The 16,666-nt window shown below is 70.6% G+C and carries 17 protein-coding genes, 1 tRNA gene and 1 pseudogene; 13 read left to right on the top strand and 6 right to left on the bottom strand.

The genetic code is table 11. The features are described 5' to 3' along the window. Positions 1-311 precede the first annotated feature (311 nt). The gene (locus QIT00_RS34820) at positions 312-938 is read left to right on the top strand and encodes a LytR C-terminal domain-containing protein (RefSeq protein WP_282539494.1); all 627 of its coding nucleotides are present in this window, start codon (positions 312-314) and stop codon (positions 936-938) included. 24 nt (positions 939-962) lie between these two features. On the opposite strand, the gene upp is transcribed toward QIT00_RS34820, so the two are convergent. Further along, on the bottom strand, positions 963-1,598 hold the full coding sequence (gene upp, locus QIT00_RS34815) for a uracil phosphoribosyltransferase (RefSeq protein WP_282539493.1): 636 nt from the start codon (positions 1,596-1,598) through the stop codon (positions 963-965). A gap of 222 nt (positions 1,599-1,820) precedes the next feature. On the opposite strand from upp, the gene QIT00_RS34810 reads away from it, so the two are divergent. From QIT00_RS34810 to QIT00_RS34770, 9 genes are all read left to right on the top strand, one after another. Continuing rightward, on the top strand, positions 1,821-2,000 hold the full coding sequence (locus tag QIT00_RS34810) for a hypothetical protein (protein WP_282539492.1): 180 nt from the start codon (positions 1,821-1,823) through the stop codon (positions 1,998-2,000). Positions 2,001-2,198: 198 nt separating this feature from the next. Next, positions 2,199-2,756 carry a tRNA adenosine deaminase-associated protein gene (locus QIT00_RS34805; protein WP_282539491.1) on the top strand — a complete coding sequence of 186 codons (558 nt, stop codon included), beginning with the start codon at positions 2,199-2,201 and terminating at the stop codon, positions 2,754-2,756. A gap of 67 nt (positions 2,757-2,823) precedes the next feature. Further along, the gene (gene tadA, locus QIT00_RS34800; RefSeq protein ID WP_282539510.1) at positions 2,824-3,252 is read left to right on the top strand and encodes a tRNA adenosine(34) deaminase TadA; all 429 of its coding nucleotides are present in this window, start codon (positions 2,824-2,826) and stop codon (positions 3,250-3,252) included. 68 nt (positions 3,253-3,320) lie between these two features. Then, positions 3,321-3,408 (top strand) — tRNA-Ser (locus QIT00_RS34795). 139 nt (positions 3,409-3,547) lie between these two features. Continuing rightward, positions 3,548-3,787 carry a hypothetical protein gene (locus QIT00_RS34790; protein WP_282539490.1) on the top strand — a complete coding sequence of 80 codons (240 nt, stop codon included), beginning with the start codon at positions 3,548-3,550 and terminating at the stop codon, positions 3,785-3,787. Positions 3,788-4,250: 463 nt separating this feature from the next. Beyond that, entirely contained in the window at positions 4,251-4,415 is a 165-nt protein-coding gene (locus QIT00_RS34785) for a hypothetical protein (RefSeq protein WP_282539489.1), read from the top strand. A 206-nt stretch (positions 4,416-4,621) separates the two neighbouring features. After that, positions 4,622-5,482, top strand: a complete 861-nt coding sequence (locus QIT00_RS34780) for an RNA polymerase sigma factor SigF (RefSeq protein WP_282539488.1) — start codon at positions 4,622-4,624, stop codon at positions 5,480-5,482. Between the two features lie 364 nt (positions 5,483-5,846). Then, positions 5,847-6,698 (top strand): RNA polymerase sigma factor SigF, encoded by an 852-nt coding sequence (locus QIT00_RS34775; protein ID WP_282539487.1) that lies wholly within the window; start codon positions 5,847-5,849, stop codon positions 6,696-6,698. A gap of 125 nt (positions 6,699-6,823) precedes the next feature. After that, on the top strand, positions 6,824-7,564 hold the full coding sequence (locus QIT00_RS34770) for a hypothetical protein (RefSeq protein WP_282539486.1): 741 nt from the start codon (positions 6,824-6,826) through the stop codon (positions 7,562-7,564). Positions 7,565-7,574: 10 nt separating this feature from the next. Here the strand turns inward: QIT00_RS34770 and QIT00_RS34765 are convergent, their stop codons facing one another. Next, positions 7,575-7,802, bottom strand: coding sequence for a hypothetical protein (locus QIT00_RS34765; RefSeq protein WP_282539485.1), 228 nt, complete (start codon positions 7,800-7,802; stop codon positions 7,575-7,577). A gap of 189 nt (positions 7,803-7,991) precedes the next feature. On the opposite strand from QIT00_RS34765, the gene QIT00_RS34760 reads away from it, so the two are divergent. The 3 genes from QIT00_RS34760 to QIT00_RS34750 all read left to right on the top strand — a co-directional run bounded on the left by QIT00_RS34760 (position 7,992) and on the right by QIT00_RS34750 (position 12,028). Beyond that, positions 7,992-8,462: a MarR family winged helix-turn-helix transcriptional regulator gene (locus tag QIT00_RS34760; RefSeq protein ID WP_282539484.1), complete on the top strand. Its 471-nt coding sequence runs from the start codon at positions 7,992-7,994 to the stop codon at positions 8,460-8,462. Positions 8,463-8,475: 13 nt separating this feature from the next. Continuing rightward, positions 8,476-10,971 (top strand): MFS transporter, encoded by a 2,496-nt coding sequence (locus tag QIT00_RS34755; protein ID WP_282539483.1) that lies wholly within the window; start codon positions 8,476-8,478, stop codon positions 10,969-10,971. A gap of 238 nt (positions 10,972-11,209) precedes the next feature. Then, positions 11,210-12,028 carry a YceI family protein gene (locus QIT00_RS34750; protein WP_282539482.1) on the top strand — a complete coding sequence of 273 codons (819 nt, stop codon included), beginning with the start codon at positions 11,210-11,212 and terminating at the stop codon, positions 12,026-12,028. Between the two features lie 378 nt (positions 12,029-12,406). On the opposite strand, the gene QIT00_RS34745 is transcribed toward QIT00_RS34750, so the two are convergent. From QIT00_RS34745 to QIT00_RS34730, 4 genes and pseudogenes are all read right to left on the bottom strand, one after another. Next, entirely contained in the window at positions 12,407-13,186 is a 780-nt protein-coding gene (locus QIT00_RS34745; protein WP_282539481.1) for a TetR/AcrR family transcriptional regulator, read from the bottom strand. 125 nt (positions 13,187-13,311) lie between these two features. Continuing rightward, positions 13,312-14,787 carry an MFS transporter gene (locus QIT00_RS34740; RefSeq protein WP_282539509.1) on the bottom strand — a complete coding sequence of 492 codons (1,476 nt, stop codon included), beginning with the start codon at positions 14,785-14,787 and terminating at the stop codon, positions 13,312-13,314. 317 nt (positions 14,788-15,104) lie between these two features. Next, positions 15,105-15,560: pseudogene (locus tag QIT00_RS34735) on the bottom strand (ArnT family glycosyltransferase); the annotation flags it as partial. A 251-nt stretch (positions 15,561-15,811) separates the two neighbouring features. Next, the gene (locus tag QIT00_RS34730; protein ID WP_282539480.1) at positions 15,812-16,558 is read right to left on the bottom strand and encodes a response regulator transcription factor; all 747 of its coding nucleotides are present in this window, start codon (positions 16,556-16,558) and stop codon (positions 15,812-15,814) included. Between the last annotated feature and the right edge of the window lie 108 nt (positions 16,559-16,666).

Raw genomic sequence — 16,666 nt, 5'->3', positions numbered from 1 at the left:
CGGAGTCCGCCCCGGAGTTCCGTGGCGCGGCGCTCCGCCCCCCGATCGGCCGAGGCCGCCCGCCTCGTCCGTATCGCCCGTATCGCCCGTATCCACCCCGCGTCGGCCCCCGTCGACCCCCGTCGGGCCCCGTCGGGCCCCGTCGGGCCCCGTCGGGCCCTAGCATCAGCCCCGCAGAGGCCCCGCAGAGGCCCCGCATCAGGCCCGTAGAGGCCCCGTATCAGCCCCGTATTGGCCCTTTCGGGTTGGCTCTCGCCCGGGCGATTGATCATTTAGTAGGCATCGCGCCCGCGCCGCATTACGCTGCGCCCATGAGCATGCTCACACCCCCCGGAATGGGCGGCGAATACCGCATCACCGGGGACAAGTACCCGCGCATGCGCCGCAATCGGCACCGCCGGATCGTGCTCGCCGTGATCGCGTCGGCCGCGGGCCTCGGCCTGGTCGGCTACGGCGTCGTACAGCTCGTGGACGTGTTCTCCGGTGACGAGAAGCGCGGCACCGTCGCGGCGGACCGGCCCGACTGCAAGCCCGCGCCGAAGCCGTCGCCGTCCCCGAAGGCGCTGCCGAAACCGGGCCAGATCACGGTCAACGTCCTCAACGCCACGCCCCGCACCGGCCTCGCCAAGAAGACCGCCGACGAACTGAAGAAACGTGGCTTCAAGATCGGCGACGTGGCCAACGCACCCAAGGAGTACGACAAGAAGGTCGCCGCGACCGCCGTGCTCCTCGGCGCCAAGTCCGCCCTGGAGAGCGGCCTGCCCGTGCTCGGCACCCAGCTCGCCGGTGCCGAACGCAAGACGGACGCCCGCAAGGGCAAGGAGATCGACCTCATCATCGGCAAGGCCTTCACGGCCCTGGCGAAGAAAGCGGACGCCGAGAAGGCCCTGGCCAAGCTGGCCGAACCCGCCCCGGCGCCCTCACGTCCCGGCTGCTAGGAGAACTACTCCGCGCCAGGAGAACTACTCCGCGGCGCCGTACATCCGGTCACCGGCGTCGCCGAGGCCCGGGACGATGAAGCCCTGGTCGTTGAGCTGCTCGTCGACGGCCGCCGTCAGGACCGTCACGGGGGCGCCCGCCAGCTCGCGCTCCATCACCTCGACGCCCTCGGGCGCCGCGAGCAGCACGACCGCCGTCACGTCGTCGGCACCGCGCTTGATCAGCTCCTGGATCGCCGCGACGAGGGTGCCGCCGGTCGCCAGCATCGGGTCCACCACGTACACCTGGCGCCCCGACAGGTCCTCCGGCATGCGCGTCGCGTACGTCGAGGCCTCAAGGGTCTCCTCGTTGCGGACCATGCCGAGGAAGCCGACCTCGGCCGTCGGAAGCAGCCGCACCATGCCGTCCAGCATGCCGAGACCGGCCCGCAGGATCGGTACGACGAGGGGGCGCGGGCGGGCCAGCTTCACGCCCGTGGTCGGGCCGACCGGGGTCTCGATGTCGACCTGCTCGGTGCGCACGTCGCGCGTGGCCTCGTAGGCGAGGAGCGTGACCAGCTCGTCGGCGAGGCGGCGGAAAGTGGGGGAGTCGGTGCGCTTGTCGCGCAGCGTGGTGAGTTTGTGCGCCACCAGCGGGTGGTCGACGACGTGCAAGCGCACAGGATCCTCCGTGGGTCTGATCTGCGACAACGGCCGCAGCAGCGACCCGCCCCTCAGGCTACCGGGGCCCCGCGGCCGACGCGCCCGCCCGCCCGCCGCTCCCCGGCCTTGCCCTGAACCTGTCTCTCCGTACCCGCACAGTCGCATCAAACCGGCCACGCGGGGGAAAGTGGGAGGGAACGAACACCCCGGGTACCCCGCTGGGCAGGGTGGTGGAGCCAGATGCAGGACAGCGACGCGGCGTCGGAGCAGACCGAGACCGACGCGGAGCGGCGGCGGCGGCGCGCCCAGTTCCTGCGCGAACTGCATGAGGCGAAAGAGCTCCGCGCCCGGGTCCAGCCCCGCAAGGCGCGCGCGGCCCGGATGCGCCAGCAGATGCGGATGCGGACCTTCCGCTGGTAGTCAGGGGACGGCGGCGCGGGCCCCCGTGCGGGACCCGGCGCGCGGCTCGCCGCAGACACAGCGCGCGGAAGACCTCTCGCAACGGCTCGCTTTCTGCCACGATTCCGATGGGCGGGCGCACTTCGCGACTCCCCGCCCGCCAACCTCCGCCGGGGGGAACCCCAACCGGCACGCCTGAAGACCAGTGGGAGAGTCACGGTGTACTTCGCCGCACTGCTCGCGCGCACCGAAGACGGGTGGGAAGCGAGCGACACAGAGCTCGACGATGTGGAGACCCTGTCGGATCTCGCCGACCTGGCCCGTGAGGCCACGTCGGGGGGGTACGACGACGAGACAGTGCTCGTTTTCATCGAGCAGGAGGACGCCTGGTTCGGCATCGTGCGTGTGGAGGGTGAGGACGACCCTCGTATCTATGTCTCGGACGCGGCCGCCGCGTCCCGCAGCAGTTACGGCGAGATCCTGGTCACGGACGAGCTCCTCGGCCGTGAACCCGGCTCGTCCGACGACTCGGCCCGCCTGGAGGAGCTCGTCGACCTCGACGGCACTGAGGACGGCGAGCCGGAGAACCCTTCCGACGACGACACCGACGACAGCGACGACGGCGACTCATCGGTCCCGGCCGGGCCGCTCGGGGACACCGCGATCCTCGACGACCTCGGCCTGTCCGAGAAGGAGCTGCTGTCCCTGAGGACCGACGCCCTCAACGAGATCGCCGAGGCCCTGGGCGCCTCGGACATCCTCGAGGCCGTCCGCTAGTGAACGAGCCGCACCTGAAGTGCACGACCCAGTGAACGACCCCGTACGAGACCGCTGGCAGCCGGCGATGCGACTCGCTCTCGAAGCGGCCGAACAGGCCGCACTCGGGGGCGACGTCCCCGTCGGCGCCGTGGTTCTCTCCCCGCACGGCGAGACCGTCTCCGTCGGCCACAACGAACGCGAGGCGATCGGCGACCCCACGGCGCATGCCGAGGTGCTCGCGCTGCGCCGCGCGGCCGCTGGGCTCGGCGAGTGGCGGCTGACCGGCTGCACGCTCGTCGTGACCCTCGAACCCTGCGTGATGTGCGCGGGCGCGCTCGTGCAGTCCCGCGTCGCGCGTGTGGTCTACGGCGCCAGGGACGAGAAGGCCGGCGCGGCCGGTTCGCTCTGGGACCTGGTGCGCGACCGGCGCCTCAATCACCGGCCCGAGGTGATCGAGGGCGTCCTCGCGGAGGTCTGCGCCGAGCAGCTGACCCGCTTCTTCCGGGACCGCTGAGACCTTCCTGAGCGGCACCGGAGATACCGATTTCGGCGCACGGGCACCTTTGGGCTAGAGTCTCTCTCGGTAGCGTGTCCGAGCGGCCGAAGGAGCTCGCCTCGAAAGCGAGTGTGGCGTAACCCGTCACCGTGGGTTCAAATCCCACCGCTACCGCTCAGGGAAGTGGCCCTGATCCGTGCGAACGGATCAGGGCCCCTTCGTTTTTTCCCGCGCGCGGGAGGGTGTTGGCACCGCACCCTGGGGGGAGCCGACGAGCCGGACCGACGGCTCGGGCCCAGCGGAGAGGTGAGCGATGTCCGAGGAACCGCAGCAGGACCCGAGCGTCTGGGAAGTGCGCCTCGGGATCTACGCGACCGAGCGGCAGGCCGAGCAGGTCAAGGAGCAGATCACCCGGCTGCTCTGCCCCGACCCCGACCACGCGTCACCGTGCCCCGTCCCGTGGTCGATCCGCGTCCTGCACGGCTCGGACCTGGACGACGAGGACCCGTACCCGGAGCTGATCGAGCAGGCGCGAGCCGAGAGGCTCAGCTGACGCGCCAGACGTACGCAGAAAGCGCCAGACGTACGCAGAAGACGCAGAAGAGCCCCGGCGCCATGACCCGTGCGCCGGGGCTCTCGTACGAGGAGGCCGGGGGAAGCGGCATCGGGGGGACAAGCCGCTTCCCCCGATGAGGACCGGGCTCTCAAGTCCACGTCGCAGTCAGGGGGAAGCGCGCGACGTGAACCCCGCAGTGGAGCCGGGTCCCTAACCCTGCGGATTCCTGCCAGATCCGCCGGGCTCTCCTCCATAGTGCGGCGCCGGCGGCCGCTCGGGGCCGGGCAAAGGGCCTGGAGAGGCGGGTCGTTGGTCCTTAAATACCGTGTGAGCGGCTCGACGGCGGCGCGTGCTCGGGGGCGCGGGCGCCGGGGCGTGCGGCCACTGGCGTGATCCGGACGGCGCGTTAGACTCACCCGACTGCACGCGGGGACAGGGAACAGGCAGGGGAGGCCGGGACGTGGTGCACGCCAAGAAGATCGCCCTTTACGTGGTGATCGTCTTCGTCTTCTACACCATCATCACCTCCCCCGAGCGGGCCGCCGACCTCGTCCTGGTGGGCTTCCAAGGGATATCCGACGCCGCTCAGGGCGTCGGCGACTTCATGACTCAACTCGTGCAGTAGGCAACGCTCGTACGACCTCTCACCAGAATCGGTGAGGGGTCTTTTGTACGTTTGACCCCAACTTGCCCTCAACACGGCGTTATCGGGTGCTTGCACACAGTGCACATGTCTTGTGATGCTATGACCGCTTTTGACGGATGAGTGGAACGGTTCGATCGGACCAGTTCGATCAGGACAGTTCGCGGCGAAAAGGGGTGGCGTTGACCGTGCCGGCCAGTACTGCACCTCAAGTGCCGCCCCAGGACGCCCCACAGGACGGGGCGCGGGCGACGGGCGGGGCGGCCGAGGCATCTCCCGCCAAGAAGCGGGGCGCGGACACCCGAGCACTGACCCAGGTGCTCTTCGCCCAACTCAAGGACCTGACGCCCAAGACCCCCGAGCACGGCCGCGTGCGGGCCGCGCTGATCGAGGCCAACCTGCCGCTCGTGCGGTACGCGGCGGCCCGGTTCCGCAGCCGCAACGAGCCGATGGAGGACGTCGTCCAGGTCGGCACGATCGGCCTGATCAACGCCATCGACCGCTTCGACCCGGAACGCGGCGTGCAGTTCCCGACGTTCGCGATGCCCACCGTCGTCGGCGAGATCAAGCGGTACTTCCGCGACAACGTCCGCACCGTGCACGTACCGCGCCGGCTGCACGAGCTGTGGGTGCAGGTGACCGGGGCCACGGAGGACCTCACCACGGCGTACGGGCGCTCCCCCACGACCGCCGAGATCGCCGGGCGGCTGCGGATCACCGAGGACGAGGTGCTGGCCTGCATCGAGGCGGGACGCTCGTACCACGCGACGTCCCTGGAGGCCGCGCAGGAGGGCGACGGGCTGCCCGGACTGCTCGACCGGCTCGGCTACGAGGACCCCGCGCTCGACGGCGTCGAGCACCGCGACCTCGTACGGCACCTGCTTGTCCAACTTCCCGAGCGCGAACAGCGGATCCTGCTCCTGCGCTACTACAACAACCTGACGCAGTCGCAGATCAGCGCCGAGCTCGGGGTCTCGCAGATGCACGTCTCGCGGCTGCTCGCCCGCAGCTTCGCGCGGCTGCGGTCCGCCAACCGCATCGACGCGTAGCCCTGCGGGGCCGACGCGCGGGCGGCTTCCCCCTCCGCCTGCCACCGTGCGCCCCTCGTACTCCCTCCCACCTCCCCCGACTGCGCGGCATACTCCGGCACACCCGCACAGGCCGGGGTTCCGTACAAGGGAGCGAGCGGCCACCGGGAAGAGTGGAGCCCGATCTTGGGGCTTGCCGACAGAAATGCCGCAGACCGGCCTTTTCCTGCACAGATTTGTCGACTTGGCGCTACAGCGTGTTGCCGACATGTGACATTCTGCGGGAACCGCGTTTGCCGCGGCCTCATGACCGGTATTCAGGTGGAGGCTGCGTTCCTGAAGACGGAGCGCCCGCCGCGACCGTCCGCGACCTCAAGGGGGTGGCATGTCCGCAGAACAGGGCAGCTCGAAGGTGCTCACGCTCACGAAGAGCGACCCCGGTGCACCTGCCGCGCTGCGTCAGGAACCTTCGACAGCCATCGACACCCGCACCTTGTCCCGTTCCCTGTTCCTGCGGCTTGCCGCGCTGGACGAGGACAGCCCGGAGCGCGCGTACGTCCGCGACACGCTCATCGAGCTCAACCTGCCGCTGGTGCGGTACGCGGCGGCGCGCTTCCGCAGCCGCAACGAGCCGATGGAGGACATCGTCCAGGTCGGCACCATCGGCCTGATCAAGGCGATCGACCGCTTCGACTGCGAACGCGGCGTGGAGTTCCCGACGTTCGCGATGCCGACCGTCGTCGGCGAGATCAAGCGGTTCTTCCGGGACACGAGCTGGTCGGTGCGCGTGCCGCGCCGGCTGCAGGAGCTGCGGCTCGCCCTCACCAAGGCGAGCGACGAGCTGGCGCAGAAGCTGGACCGCTCGCCGACCGTGCCCGAACTCGCCGCCGTCCTGGGCGTGTCCGAGGAGGACGTGGTCGACGGCCTCGCGGTCGGCAACGCGTACACCGCCTCCTCCCTCGACTCCCCGGCACCCGAGGACGACGGCGGCGAGGGCTCGCTCGCGGACCGGCTCGGGTACGAGGACAGCGCGCTCGAAGGCGTGGAGTACCGCGAGTCGCTGAAGCCGCTGCTCGCCAAACTCCCGCCCAGGGAGCGGCAGATCATCATGCTCCGCTTCTTCGCGAACATGACGCAGTCGCAGATCGGCGAGGAGGTCGGCATCTCCCAGATGCACGTCTCGCGCCTGCTCACCCGGACCCTCGCACAGCTCCGCGAGGGCCTGATCCAAGACTGAACAGCCGCCCTGGGGTTCTTATTTGACAGGTCGTCAGCCACACTGGCGCGATGACACGAGCACGAGCCGGTATCGCTTGGGCACGCAGCCGCCGAGGCGCCGTGACTACGGCCTCGGTGGCTGTCGTGTGTCTGGGAACCCTGCTCGCCGCCTGCGGAGGTGACTCGTCCGAGGGCGACGACGGATACGTGGCGATCGGCGCCGCGGGAGCCACACCCGACAGAACCGGGCAGCGCGCGGCCCCGCCGACGGGCGAGGTGCGGATGGTGCCGCTGGAGGGTGAGGACGGGGAGAAGAAGCCGCCCCGGTCCGGTGGCTCCGGGCCCGGCGGCTCCGAGTCCGGCAACTCCGAGTCCGGCAACTCCGGTGACGGAAGCGGAAGTTCCGGCTCTGGCAGCGGTACGGAGGGCGGCGCGCCCACGGACGACCCCTCCGGCGGCCCGCCCTCGTCCGGCCCCGGCTCGCCCGGGCAGGGCCCCGCGGGCGGCAACTCCGGCTCCGAGGGCGGGAGTTCCACCGAGCCCTCGACTCCGGGCGAGGAGAGCGAGAAGCCGTCCGGCCCCGCCCTGCTCGAAACCGGCGAGCCCGTACGCAAGGCGCTCAAGGACCGGTGGTGCGAGAAGGTGACCGTGGAGTTCCGCAACACCGGTGGCTCACCGGTGCGTTCGGGGACCGTCACCTTCGGCACGCATGTCATCGGCGGGCTGGGCGTCGACTGGGCCACCCTTGAGTCGGAACGCAAGCTTCCGGCGCCCATCGGGCCGGGTGAGTCCGTCACCGAGTCCTGGAACCTCTGCGTGGACGCCTGGCGCGTACCGCTCGGCATGCATATCGAGACCCAGGACGTCTCGGTGAAGTGGGACTGAGCGTACGGCTCTAGAAGATCGTCCAGGGGCGGTTCGGCAAGGACAGGAACGCGAACACCAGCAGCAGGACGACGACGCCGCCGATGACCGCCGCCTTCTTGCCGGCCGACCAGCCGCCGCGCGGGGCCTGCGGGCTCTGCTGCTCGCCCTCCTCGACGAAGGCGCGGAACATCTGCGTGCTGCCCGCGGGGTCGTTGCCGCCCTGGGGGCCCTGCGGGGCGTGGGGGTTGTGTGCCATGGGGCAGGACCCTAGCGAATCCAGGGGTTCCGCCCAAGCCCTGGGTGACTCTCCGTCGCCGTCGCGTACGGCTCGTCCCTTTGCCTGAGCATTGCCAGGTTTTTAGCGGGTGAGCCCCCCTTTCAATTTGCCTTCGGCAACCAACTGCTTCTATCGTTGCTCTAAGCAACAAATAGTGGAAGGGTGGCCATGGCCGCACCACCTCGGTACGAGGAACTCGGTCGCCAGCTGAGCGCCATCGGCGCCGTCAAGCGAGAACTCGCCCGGACGCTTCCGGTCGAGTGCCCGGCCGGATCGGCCGCCGTCCTCGCCCTCCTCGACAAATACGGCGAGATGCGGATGAGCCGGCTCGCGGAGCTGCTCGCCGTCGACATGTCGGTGACGAGCCGCCATGTCGCGCACGTCGCGGACCGCGGCTGGATCGAGAGGTCCCCCGACCCCGACGACCGGCGCTCCCGCATCCTGCGCCTCACAGCCGAGGGCTCGGACATGCTCCGCACCCTCTCCGAGCGCCACACGGCAGCGCTCGCCCACTACCTGCGGGACTGGTCCGACGACGACGTGGACCAGCTCAGCGCCCTGCTCGCCCGGCTGCGCGGCAGCTTCGGCGAGTGCCGGCAGACCCGCTCCCACACTTCGCCCACCCGTACACCCGCGTAAGCAAAGGAAGTCCATGGCAACGACCACACCAGCCGGTGTGCGGGGCAGCCATGCCAAGCATGGAGGCCACGGCGGACAGTCCGGTCAGCAGGATGCCGCGCCCATGACGCACCGGCAGATCATGGAGGCGCTGTCGGGCCTGCTGCTCGGCATGTTCGTCGCGATCCTCTCGTCGACGATCGTCTCCAACGCCCTGCCCGAGATCATCTCCGACCTCGGCGGCGGCCAGTCCGCGTACACCTGGGTCGTCACGGCCTCGCTGCTCGCGATGACGGCGACGACCCCGCTGTGGGGCAAGCTCGCCGACCTGTTCAGCAAGAAGCTCCTGGTCCAGATATCGCTCGTCATCTTCATGGCGGGCTCGATCGTCGCGGGCCTCTCGCAGGACCCGGGCATGCTGATCGCCTGCCGTGTCGTGCAGGGCATCGGCGTCGGCGGTCTCTCCGCCCTCGCGCAGATCGTGATGGCCGCGATGATCTCGCCGCGGGAGCGCGGCCGGTACAGCGGCTACCTCGGTGCGACCTTCGCCGTGGCCACGGTCGGCGGTCCGCTGCTCGGCGGTGTCATCACCGACCACTGGGGCTGGCGCTGGTGCTTCTACGTCGGCGTGCCCTTCGCCGTCGTCGCGCTGATCGTGCTGCAGAAGACCCTGAAGCTCCCCGTCGTGAAGCGGGACGTCAAGGTCGACTGGGGCGGTGCCTTCTTCATCTCGGCGGCCGTCTCGCTGCTCCTGGTCTGGGTGACCTTCGCCGGGGACAAGTACGACTGGCTGTCCTGGCAGTCGTACGTCATGGTCGGCGGCTCGGTGCTGCTCGCGCTGATCTTCGTCTTCGTCGAGAGCAAGGCGCGCGAGCCGATCATTCCGCTGCGGCTCTTCCGCAACAAGACGATCACCCTGGCCTCGCTCGCCTCGCTCTTCGTCGGCATCGCGATGTTCAGCGGCACCGTGTTCTTCAGCCAGTACTTCCAGCTGGCCCGGGACAAGTCGCCGACGATGTCCGGGGTCATGACGATCCCGATGATCGGCGGCCTGTTCATCTCCTCCACCGTCTCGGGGCAGGTGATCACCAAGACCGGCAAGTGGAAGGCGTGGCTGGTCAGCGGTGGTGTCCTGGTGACGGCGGGCATGGGCCTGCTCGGCACGATGCGGTACGACACCGAGTACTGGCACATCGCGATCTTCATGGCCCTGATGGGTCTCGGCATCGGCATGATGATGCAGAACCTCGTGCTCTGCACCCAGAACCAGGTGGACCCGAGCGACCTCGGCGCGGCCAGCTCCGTCGTCACCTTCTTCCGGTCCCTCGGCGGTGCGCTGGGCGTCTCGGCGCTCGGCGCCGTCATGGCCACCCGCGTCACCGACTACGTCAAGGACGGCATCGCCGAGCTCGGCCCGAAGGCCGCGAACGCGGCCTCGCACGGCGGCACCGGCGGGGGCGGCATCCCCGACCTGGACAAGATCCCCGAGCCGCTGCGCACCGTGATGGAGAGCGCGTACGGCCACGGGGTCGCCGATGTCTTCCTGTTCGCGGCGCCCGCCGCGCTGCTCGCCCTCCTGCTGACCCTGTTCATCAAGGAGGTCCCGCTGAAGACCGGCGCGGCGCTGACGAAGACCGCCTCGGCCGAGACCCCCGCCACGGACACGGCCCCGACCGCGGCCCCGGCTCCGACCCCGGTTTCGATCCCGACCCCGGTTTCGATCCCGACCCCGCAGCCCGAGGAGGCGCAGACGATCGTGCAGAGTACGGCCGGCATCGAGGTACGCGGCGTCGTCCGCGGCGGCGACGGCGCCGGGGTCCCCCGGGCCGCGGTCACGCTGATCTCACTCGGCGGACGCCAGTTGGGCCGCACCATCGCCCAGAACGACGGCGGCTACGTCCTCGACGCCCCCGGCGCCGGTTCGTACGTCCTGATCGCCTCGGCGGACGGCTTCCAGCCGCAGGCCTCCACCGTCGTCATCTCCACCGAGCCGCTCGCGTACGACATGCTGCTCAGCGGCACCAGCGGCCTGGCCGGTGTGGTGCATACGGCGGACGGGGCGAAGCCCGTGGTCGGCGCGATGGTCGTCGTGACCGATGTGCGCGGCGATGTGCTGGCCACCGGGCAGACCGGCGAGCAGGGCGAGTTCGCGTTCGGCGAGCTGGTCCCGGGCCCCGTGACCCTGGCCGTGAACGCCGAGGGCCACCGGCCGCTCGCGCTCCCCGTCGACGTGGCGGGCCAGGGCGTCACCCGGGTCGAGGTGGCGCTGCAGGCCGGGGCGCGGGTGCAGGGCACCGTGCTCGCGGCGGGCGGACCGCTGCGGGACGCGCGGGTCACCCTGGTCGACGCGGCCGGGAACGTGGTCGCGACGGCGACGACCGGTGAGGACGGCGCGTACGCCTTCACCGACCTGGACAGCGGCGAGTACACGGTCATGGCGAGCGGCTACCCGCCGGCGGCGATGGCGCTGACGGTCAGCGGTAGCGGCGCGGATGGTCACGACATCGAACTCGCGCACCCCGATGCGTAGTTCGGGACGCGTAGTTCGGGACGCGTAGTTCGGGACGCGTAGTTCGGCACGCGTAGTTCGGGACTCCGGTCGCGGAGTTCATGACTCCGGTCGCCGTGTCCGCTCCGAGCGGAGGCGGGCACGGCGACCGGCGGGAAAAGGGGCCCGGCGGGCAGGGGACGGCCCGCCGGGCCCCGCACTTTTAGGCACAGCACGTAGTTTGCGGGGTTTTCCCCCGACCTTTGGCGAGGAGTGGAACGTGGGACTCAGCGCACGGATTCGTACGCGTGACGGGTGGGCCGTGCAGCACGCCATCGTCACCCTGACCGATATGCGCGGCACCCAGGTGCTGCGCGCCGAGGCGGACGAGGAGGGCGTCGTACGCGGCGACTCGCTCCCGCCCGGCCCCTACACGGCGATCGTCACCGCCGTCGGCTACACCCCCGCGGCCGCCACGGCGCTGGTCTCGGCGGGCGGCCGGGCCGACCTCGGCACGGTGACGCTGACCCGGCAGGGCGGCTTCGAACTGCCGCCGCCCGGGGTGTGGACCCTGGACCCGGCGCACTCCTCGGTGGGCGCGGTCGCCCGGCACCTGGGCATCTCCAGCGTGCACGGCCGGTTCACCGAGTTCGGCGGCCGGATCGAGATCGCCGAGGACCCGCTGGCCTCCCGTGTCGACGCGGTGATCGGCTCGGCGTCCGTGGACACCGGCAACGGGATGCGCGACAAGCACCTGGTCTCGCCGGACTTCCTGGACGTGGAGCGGTTCCCGGAGATCCGGTACGCGAGCACGTCCGTGTCCGCCGCGGGGCCCGACCGCTGGACCGTGCACGGCGAGCTGTCACTGCACGGCGTGGTCCGTCCCGTCGACCTGGACCTGTCCTACCTCGGCACCGGGCCCGACCCGTGGGGCGGACTGCGGGCGGCCTTCCACGCCACGGCCGAGCTGCGCCGTGAGGACTTCGCGATGAACTACAACCAGGTCGTGCAGGCGGGGATCTCCGCGATCGGCGCGACCCTGCGGGTGGAGCTGGACATTCAGGCGGTGCGGGGGGAGTCGCTGCCGGGTGCGGGGTAGTCGGGCCACGCCACCCCGCGATCCTGCTGACCCGGCGGGCCGACGGCTCGCCCCAGGGCTCTCCGCTGACCGGAACATCTCGGCCGGGGCTCCGCCCTGGACCCCCGATCGCCCTTCGGGCTCGTCCTCAAACGCCGGACGGGCTGAAATCCGGCCCACCTCCCATGCACCGGACGCCGGTGAAACAGGGCCCCACCTCGTGCACAGGATCCCGCTGTACTTGGGCCCGTCCCCCGTGGCCAGAGCTCGCTAGGCTTGAGCCCCCCGACGCTTGGTCTTTCGGGAAGGGGCGGGGAGGGGAAGCGACCGCGGTGACCGAGGCGACCGCAGCGACCGCGGTGACCGAGTCGACGGTGCTGGGCGCGCGCCCCGGGAGGACTACCCCTCCGCCCGCCGCACCATCTCCTCGACCCCCGCAACCATCACATCGAGCGCGAACTCGAAGTCGTCCGCCCAGATCTCGGCCACCGTTCTTCCCGAGTGCGCCGCGATGACGTCCTTGACCTCGTCGATCTGGCCGGCGAGCTGCGGTTCGTCCTGGAAGGCATCGATCGCGTCGCCGTAGAACTCGTCCGGGGTCATGCCCGACGCGGCGCAGCGCTGGATGAAGTGGCCCTCGATCGTGGCGAATCCGTACGCGAACTGGAAGACCGCGGCCGTCGCCCCCGACCGCGCCCGCGGGGGCAGACCCGTGGCGCGGATGATCTTCTGGACGGTCTCCGCGAAGGCGACGGAGTGCGGGCCGATGTTCAGATACGCGTTGACGATCGTGGACACCCAGGGGTGCCGGACCAGGACCTCGCGGTAGTCGGCGGCCAGGCGGCGCAGGTGGATGCGCCAGTCCTGGCCGTCCTCGGGGTCGGTGAGCGGGAGTTCGCCGAAGACCGCGTCGACGGCCAGCTCAAGGATGTCGTCCTTGGTGTCCACGTACCAGTACAAGGACATCGCCGTGACGTTCAGCTCGGTGGCGATGCGGCGCATGGAGAGCTTGCCGAGGCCCTCCGCGTCCAGGAGGCGGACGGCGGTCGCGACGATCCGGTCGCGGTCGAGCCCTTCCGGCTGCTCCGCCTTGCGGCTGCTTCCCGGCCGGGCGGCCCTGTCCTCCAGCCAGACGCTGGAGCGCGCCGGGTTCCTGGCGCGGTTCGCTGCGCTGACCATGCTCTTGCCCCTCTTACGTCGTCGTGCAAGTACCGTTTCTGCTCGGCACCGTACCTGGGGCTGCGCCCCCACACCCCGCTCCCTCTCGGCCTCCGGCCTGGTCCTCAAACGCCGGACAGGCTGGATCATCGGCCTCCGACCTCGTCCTCAAGCGCCGGACGGGCTGCCTTCTCCTTCCGCTCCGCCCGTGCCAGCATCGCCGCCGCCACGAGCCCGCCCACGAACACCGCTGCCGCGCCGACCAGTTGGCTGGTCTGCAGGCCGGAGGCGAACGCGTCGGCGATCTGCTGCCGTTGGGCCGCGCTGTCCGCCGCCGCGAGCGCCGCAGGCAGCGAGGCCGCCGTCACCGCGACGAGCGCCGCGAACCGGTCGCCCAGGACCGCGCCGAGCACCGCCACCCCGAGCCCGTTGCCGAACTCGGCGAGCGTGCCGTTGATGCCCGCGCCGACGCCCGCCTTCTCCGCCGGGATCGCGCTCATGATCGCGTTGGCCATGGCCGGCTGGGACACCGCCATCCCGGCCCCGAACAGCACGAGGCCGAGCAGGATCCCGCCGTACGAACCCTCCGTGCCGCCGCCGAGCAGGGCGATGGAGGTGAGCCCGGCGGCCACCATGGTCATGCCGAGGACGACCGTACGGGGCGTGCCCAGCTTGACGACGACCTTCGGGCCGAGCCCGGACAGGTTCAGGCCGACGATCGTGAGGGCCAGCGGCGCCATCCGCAGCCCGGCCTCCAACGGCTCGTACCCGAGGACGAATTGAAGGTGCTGGGTGAGCAGGAACAGCGAGCCGCCCATGCCGAAGACCACGAGCAGCGAACCGGCGATCGCGCCCACGAACTTCGGGTTCCGGAAGAAGTGCATGTCGAGCATCGGGTACGGGGTGCGCAGCTCCCAGAGCGCGAAGAGCGCGAGCACCACGACGCCGACGGCGGCCGGGACCAGGACCTGCGCCGAGGCCCAGCCGTGCTCGGGCCCGACGATGATCGCGTAGACGAGGGAGACCATGCCGATCGTGGAGAGCAGCGCGCCGAGCAGGTCGGGGCGTTCGCCCTGGGGGTTCTTGGACTCCGGCACCAGCTTGATCACGGCGACCAGGCCGAGCAGGGCCACCGGGATGTTGATGAGGAAGATCGCGCCCCACCAGTAGTGGTTCAGGATCACGCCGCCGATCAGCGGCCCGGCGGCGAAGCCGAGCGAGCCGACCGTGGCCCACAGGGCGATGGCCTTGACGCGTTCGGCCTCGCTGAAGATCTGGATGACCACGGCAAGGGTGGTCGTCATCAGGAGCGCGCCGCCGACGCCCATCCCGGCCCGCGCGGCGATCAACTGCCCGCTGGTCTGGGCGAGTCCGGCACTGAGCGAGCCGATGCCGAACAGCGCGAGTCCGGCGGTGAGCATCTTCTTGCGGCCGTACCGGTCGGCGGCGTTGCCGGCGGTGAGCAGCAGCCCGGACTGGACCAAGGAGTACGCGTTGATCATCCACTGGATGTCGGCGGTGGACGCGTTCAGCTCCGTGGTGAGGGAGGGGATCGCGACGCTGAGGACGGTGTTGTCGAGCAGCACGGTGAGCTGCGCCAGGCAGATGACACCGAGGATCAGCCAGCGCTGCGGGTGGCCGCCGGGGTCGGTGGTGGTGGCGGTGACGGTGGCAGGGGAACGCGGCGGTTGATCTCTCTTACCGGCCTGACCTGGCTGACCTGGCTGACCTGGCTGACCTGGCTGGTCGGTCTTCGGCGTCACGGCGGTGCCCCCTGGAAACTCTTGTACGGTGTACATGACTTTCCCATACACCGTACAAGAGACTCTCTTACGCCGTACAGCTATTTCTTCCGCGTGAGGTCGTAGAGCGTCGCGCCGTCGACGGTGACCTGGGTGAAGTTCTCCGTGACCCAGCTCGTGAGGGCCGACGTTGAGGTGCCGCCGGGGCCGCCGCCCCTGCCCTGGTCGCCGCCGTTGATCCGGCCGAGGCCGTTGTAGCCAAAGGTCAGCTCAAGGAAGGAGTTGTTCTGCGAGCCGCCGACGTACGGGCGCGAGGACGCGGGCCACAGCTCCACGATCGCCACCCACCAGCCGCCCGACCCCAGCAACGCCAGCGCGGACAGGGCGAGTTGGCCGAACCTCCAGGGTACGGTCGTCGGGGCGCACACCGCGTACAGGACCGCGAGCGGCGGCAGGATCAGGAACGCCTGCAAGGTCTTCGTCAGGAACGCGCACCCGACCGCGACGCCCGCCCAGACCATCCACTTGGTGCGGCCGTGCTCCACGGCACGGAGCACGCAGTACACCGTGACCGTCATCAGGAGCGCGAGCAGCGCGTCCGGGTTGTTGAAGCGGAACATCAGCGCGGCGACCGGCGTCAGCGCGAACGCGACGACCGCGATCACCTACGGTCGTGACGGTCCCGATCACCGCACACACCAGGGCGATCAGCGCGATGGCGCTGACGACGAGGCGAGTGCGGAGCGAGCGGGGGCGGAACCGGGCCGGGGGCCGGCGCGGGGGCCGGCGCGGGGGCCGGTCGTACCGGTCCGGGAGCGGTCATGCCGGTCTCCGGGGCCCGGTCATGCCGGTCCGCGGCCCGGTCATACCTGCCCGGGGCCCGGTCAGACCTGCCCGGGGCCGGTCATGCCGCGGCCGCCTCCGCGGGCTTGATCAGGTAGCCGGCGCCGCGCCGCGTGTGGATCATCGGCGACCGCCCGGCGTCGATCTTCCGCCGCAGATACGAGATGTACAGCTCGACGACGTTGGCCTGGCCCCCGAAGTCGTAGCTCCACACCCGGTCCAGGATCTGCGCCTTGCTCAGCACCCGCCGCGGATTGCGCATCAGGTAGCGGAGCAGCTCGAACTCGGTGGCCGTGAGGTGGATCGAATCGCCGCCCCGCGTGACCTCGTGGCTGTCCTCGTCAAGGGTCAGATCGCCGACCGCGAGCACGGACTCGGTGCGCCGCGCCGCCGCCCCCGACCTGCGGATCAGTCCGCTCAGCCGGGCCACGACCTCCTCCAGGCTGAACGGCTTCGTCACATAGTCGTCGCCGCCCGCCGTAAGCCCCGCGATCCGGTCCTCCACCGCGTCCTTGGCGGTGAGGAACAGCACGGGCACGTCCGGCAGTTCACGCCGCAGCCGGCCGAGGACGGTGAGCCCGTGCATATCGGGCAGCATCACGTCGAGCACGACGGCGTCGGGCCGGAACGCGCGCGCCGCCCGCACGGCCCCCGCGCCGTCGGCGGCGGTCCGGATCTCCCAGCCCTCGTAGCGCAGCGCCATGGAGAGCAGCTCGGTCAGGGACGACTCGTCGTCGACGACAAGCACCCGCACGGGGCTGCCGTCGGGCCTGAGCAGTTCGGTACGGGGTTCGGAGCTCGTGGTCATACGCGCCACCCTGACCGGGCCCTCTGAGAGCACCCTTGCGCGAACCTGTGAATTTCCTGAGAAACGTCCCGGGGCACCGGACTGGCCCAGGGTCCCGGGGCACCGGAC

Source organism: Streptomyces luteolus (genome assembly GCF_029968015.1).
Classification (GTDB): Bacteria; Actinomycetota; Actinomycetes; order Streptomycetales; family Streptomycetaceae; genus Streptomyces; species Streptomyces luteolus.
The sequence above is the reverse complement of the archived record's forward strand: the minus strand, read 5'-3'. Positions and strand labels throughout refer to the sequence as shown.